Genomic DNA, 4,777 nt, shown 5'->3' on the forward strand with positions numbered 1-4,777 from the left:
CGCGCGGCGCCGCGCCGTACCGGACGTCCGGCGCCTCACGCGCGGGCCGCGGCGGCGAGCGGACCGCGGCGGGGGCCGACGGGAGCGGCCGGCACGGGGCCGGTGGGCGGCAGCGCGGGGGTCGGGAGCGGAGGAGCCGGCGTGGAGGGCGGTACGGAGGGGGTACGGAGGGGGGTACGGAGGTCACTGGCAGCGGTCGGCGGCCTCGATCGTGCGGGCGGCCTCGCCCAGGGCCGCCCGCAGGTCGGCCGGGTCGGTGGCGACGGCCGGGGTGGCGTCCGGCGGCACCAGCCAGCCGGTGCCGGAGACAGGCGGGTCGGCCGGCCCGCGGCCGCCGCGTCCGCCACCCGCGCACACCCCCGCGCCCGCGTACGTCTGTGTGCACGCGCTGCCCGGCAGGTCCCAGGCGTCGGCGGTGCCGGGCGGCACCAGGAACCCGAGGGTGTCGCAGGCGCCGTCGTGCAGGACCGGCCCGACGCCGTCCCGCAGTCGCAGGATGGCCACGGCCTCCAGACCCTGGCGCGCGGGGACGGTCACGAGGTCGCAGTCCTGGGCGGGCGGCCCGTCCTGGCCGCCCTGCCCGCCGGGGCCGTCGTCGGCGCCGTCCGGGCCGTCCAGGCCGAGCTGAGAGGTGGGCGCGGGCCGCACGGGCCGCGCCGGCTGACTCGGAGGGTGCTGGGCGGTGGTCCGCGAGCCGATGGTGTTCAAACCTGCCTCCCTGATGTCCACGGGGATGTCCCTGGGTTCCTCAGGGTTCAACGCCCCCGGCTGTCAACGGCTACGGCGGAATGCCGCCACAAAGGATGGCATTCCGGCCGAATCGAGGCAGAAATCCGGTTTGCCGGTGAATTCCGGGTAGCGGCAGGGGCCCCTCGGGCAGGAACGGACCTCAGGGACGGCCGGGCCTCGCCGGGTGACCCTGGGTGTCCCGGGGTGGCGCGCGCGCTGCGGGGCGACCGTCCCGGGGCGCTACGTTCCGGGGCACTACGTACGGGGGCGGACGTTCCACGGCGGACGTTCCGCGGCCCGGTGTGAGGGGGCGAGCGTCCCGGGCGGCCGAGCCGTACGTCCCGGGCCTACGGCCGGCGCACGGCCCCGCGGGCCTCCCCCGCGCGTACGCCCACGGCCGAAGCGCCGCAGCGCCCGGCACGGCCCTCCCGCCCGGTACGGCCCTCCCGCGCGGTACGGCCCTCCCGCGCGGGCGGCGCGGATGCCCGGGCAGGCGGGGCCAGGGCGGGGGTGACGGGGTCAGCCCAGGTGGCCCGTGTCGTTCCAGCGGTCGATCGCCGGGTCGCCGTATGCCCAGCCCAGGACGGACAGCGAGGTCGGGTCCAGGCGGATGCGGGCCGCGAAGGACACGTCGAGTCCGAGCCAGCGGGCGGCGATGCTGCGCAGGATGTGGCCGTGCGCGAACAGCAGCACGTCCCGGTCGCCGCCGCGCGCCCAGGCCACCACCTCGTCGGCCCGCGCCGACAGCTGCGCCAGCGTCTCGCCGCGCGGCACGCCGTCGCGCCAGATGACCCAGCCGGGCCGCTCCGCCGCGATCTCCTCCGACGTCCGGCCCTCGTACGCGCCGTAGTCCCACTCCAGCAGCGCGCTCCAGTCCCGCGCGCGGTCGCCGAAGCCGGCCAGCTCGCAGGTCTCCCGGGCGCGCGCCAGCGGGCTGGTGCGCACCTCCACGCCTTCCAGGCCGGACCACGGCGCCCGGTGCAGCCGTTCGCCCAGCAGCTTCGCGGCCGCCCGGCCCTGGTCGAGCAGAGGGACGTCCGTGCGGCCGGTGTGCCTGCCCGAAAGCGACCACTCCGTCTGGCCGTGCCGGGCGAGCAGGATGCGCGGTGCCATGGAGAGGAAACCTTTCGCCTGATTCGTGATACCACGCGCGGTGCACGTGGTATCACGCCATTCACATGCTTTTTCACGCCATTCTGGGGACAGGTCCCCTCTGTCCCGGCGCCCGGTCCATCATGCCGCACCCGTCCGGAAGGCAACCCTCCGGGCCACCCGCGCGTCTTCTCGCTCACCTGCGGTCCGCCGCCGAACGCGTCGCCGGACCCTTCGCGCCACCCCGCGCGTGGCCGGTCGCTTCCGAGCCGCCCGCGCCGCCCCCTCCAGGGGCACACCGGTAGTCTCACGTGCCGCCGGGTGAACGCGGCGCACGCGCGGGCCTGTTTCGGGGGTGACGCCCGGATCGCCGCGCGAAGGACGTACGGTTGACCGCGCGCCTGCCCGAGGCCGCCTGATTTTTGGAGAGCGAGCGGATGCCCCAGACCGTGCCCAGTACCGGATCGTCACGGGCCGTCCGTCCGCGCTGGTGGGCCGAACTGCCACTGATCGCCGTCCTGTACGCCGCGTACTCGGCCGGGCGGCTGCTGGCCCGCGGGGATGTCACCACCGCCGTCGATCACGGGCTGGCGCTCCTGCGGCTCGAACAGCGGCTGGACATCGACTTCGAGACACCACTCAACAATCTCTTCACGCACCACGCCGTCATCGGCGTCCCGGCGGACTTCGCCTACGCCTCCCTGCACTACGTCGTTACGCCGTTGGTCCTGGTCTGGCTGTGGTTCCGCCGACTGGGCGAGTACCGCTTTCTGCGTACCTGGCTGCTGATCTCCACCATCCTGGGCCTGGTCGGCTTCACGCTGGCGCCGACCTGCCCGCCGCGGCTGCTGGACGCGGGGCACGGCTTCGTCGACACCATGGCGCAGTACGCCTCGTACGGCTGGTGGGGCGGCGAGGCGAGCGCCCCGCGCGGCCTGGGCGGGCTGACGAACCAGTACGCGGCCATGCCCAGCCTCCACGTCGGGTGGGCGCTGTGGTGCGGGGTGGCGCTGTGGCGGTACGGCCGGACGACGTGGACCAAGGCCCTCGGGGTCCTGTACCCGCTGACCATCGTGCTCGTGGTGATGGGCACCGCCAACCACTACTTCCTGGACGCGCTCGCCGGGGCGGCCACCATGGGTGTCGGCCTCCTGCTCACCCGGCCCGCGCTGCGGCTGGCCGACCGGCTGCGCGAGCGCGCGGGCAGGGCGCGCGCCGAGGCCCAGGCGCCGGTCGCGGTGCCCGCGGCGCGGACGGGCGAGGCGGACGGCGGGCCGAGCGGGAGCGGCGCACCGGTGACTGTCAGTGGCGGCGGCGACACTGTGACACGTGACCACGATCTCATTCCGCACCAGCGCGGAGACAAGGCGGACACGGCGGACGAGCCCCGCGGCGGGGCCGGACCGGCCGGGGGCGCCGCCGGGCCGGAGTCCGGTCCCGGGACGGGCCAGGGGGCCGACGCGCCCGCGGCGGCGGGCGACGGCACCGCGGCCGCGGCCCGCTGAGGCCCGGGGGTACGCCAGGCCCGGCGGGCGGACGTCCGGGGTCGGCGCACCACCCGTGCCGGAGCCTCCCCGCGGTCCGGCGGTCCCCGGCCGGACCAGGCGCGTCGGGCCGGCGACGCAGCGTTCCGGCAGGGGCGCGGGGGCACACTTGCGCACGGCGGGACAATGGATTGCGGTGAGACGAACCTGGAGGTACGTACATGTCCGAGCCGCAGTCGGCTCCGAGCCCGCGCACCGGCGACGGTCGACGGCTCAAACCCGCACCACTTCTCTTCGAGCCCCCGGCCGGCTCAGGCGACCCCGAGCACTTCTTCGACCTGGAGTCGATCGAGGACCCCAGGGAGCTGCTGGCCCGGTCCACCGAGCTGGTGCTGGCCTTCCGCGCGGCGACCGACCGGGCGACGGAGTACCAGGCCATGGCCGCCGCCCAGCTCGCCGACCCCAAGCGCTTCGACCGGCTCACCCCGGCCGTGATCGCGGAGCGCGCCGCGTGGACCGAGGACTACGCGCGGAAGATGGTCGAGTTCGGCCGCGAGCTGATGGAGAACGGCGGAACGTCGGCGTGACCCGGCGCCCGCCCCCGTCGGGCCGCCCACCGACCGCCTGCCACCCGCCCTCCTCAGGCCGCCGCTCGCCGACTCCGCGCCGACCGTCCCCGTCGGCCTCCCGTCGGCCGTCCCCCTCGGCTTCGCGCCGCCCGTCCGCCTCGGCTTCCCGCCGACCGTTCCCGCCGGGCTCACGCCGTTCGCTCCTGCCGGGCCCTCCGACTTGCCCCGGCTCACCCCTTTCCCCCGGATTTCACACGGCCTCGCGCGGGCTCCCGGTCAGAGATCGCGCGTCATCGGCCCGTACACCGGGGAAGACACCACTGGACGCCCCGTGCCGCGGTGTCACTCACTCCACATACGGAACCCGCCCTACCGCTAGGTGTATGGACCATGAGCAGATGGCCTCGGGAGTCACATCAGACCGCCGCCTACGTCACCTCCACCGGAGCGGACTGGCTCGCCTCGGCCAGCCCCTTCCCTCGCAGCGTGCACGCACTGTGGGCGCACAGCCCGGCGGCGGCGGTCGTGCTGCCCTGCGGCACCGCCTTCGACGTCATCAGCATGCCGGCGCTCTTCGGCCGGCGGGTGGTGAGCCGGTTATGGACTGACGGGCCCGGCACCGGACCGGTGGCGGCCCACCGCGGCCGGATCATGCTGTTCGCCGACCCCGGTACGGCCCAGCGGCTGCCCGCGCTGCTGGACTGGGAGGAGTGGGGCGGCGCCGCGCCGCCGCTGCTGTGCCACGGGCCAGGCGACTCGGTGGCGATCCCGCCGCTCTACCCGGCCGAACCCGTCGAGCCGCAGGACCCGCCCGACCCGCCCGACCCGCCCGCACCCGCCGCACCCGCCGCACCCGCCGCGGCCGCCGCGCCGGTGGCGTCCGGCGCCGGGGGCGCACCCGCC

General features: G+C 76.1%; 5 protein-coding genes. 3 read left to right on the plus strand and 2 right to left on the minus strand.

Features of this window, described 5'->3' with window-relative positions:
- Positions 1-183 precede the first annotated feature (183 nt).
- Both RKE29_RS27935 and RKE29_RS27940 read right to left on the minus strand, forming a co-directional pair.
- A complete protein-coding gene (locus tag RKE29_RS27935) occupies positions 184-723 on the minus strand; it encodes a hypothetical protein (RefSeq protein WP_312008472.1) in 540 nt (179 codons plus the stop codon).
- Between the two features lie 525 nt (positions 724-1,248).
- On the minus strand, positions 1,249-1,842 hold the full coding sequence (locus tag RKE29_RS27940) for a histidine phosphatase family protein (RefSeq protein WP_312008468.1): 594 nt from the start codon (positions 1,840-1,842) through the stop codon (positions 1,249-1,251).
- A 416-nt stretch (positions 1,843-2,258) separates the two neighbouring features.
- On the opposite strand from RKE29_RS27940, the gene RKE29_RS27945 reads away from it, so the two are divergent.
- The 3 genes from RKE29_RS27945 to RKE29_RS27955 form a co-directional block, all read left to right on the plus strand.
- Complete coding sequence (locus RKE29_RS27945; RefSeq protein WP_312008469.1) at positions 2,259-3,326, plus strand: phosphatase PAP2 family protein; 1,068 nt, start codon at positions 2,259-2,261, stop codon at positions 3,324-3,326.
- A 200-nt stretch (positions 3,327-3,526) separates the two neighbouring features.
- Positions 3,527-3,892: a hypothetical protein gene (locus RKE29_RS27950; RefSeq protein WP_312008470.1), complete on the plus strand. Its 366-nt coding sequence runs from the start codon at positions 3,527-3,529 to the stop codon at positions 3,890-3,892.
- Positions 3,893-4,264: 372 nt separating this feature from the next.
- The coding region (locus RKE29_RS27955) for a bifunctional DNA primase/polymerase (protein WP_312008471.1) at positions 4,265-4,777 on the plus strand (513 nt) is incomplete at its 3' end.

The sequence above is a fragment of the Streptomyces sp. B1866 genome (genome assembly GCF_031932565.1).
In the GTDB taxonomy this organism is placed as follows: Bacteria; Actinomycetota; Actinomycetes; order Streptomycetales; family Streptomycetaceae; genus Streptomyces.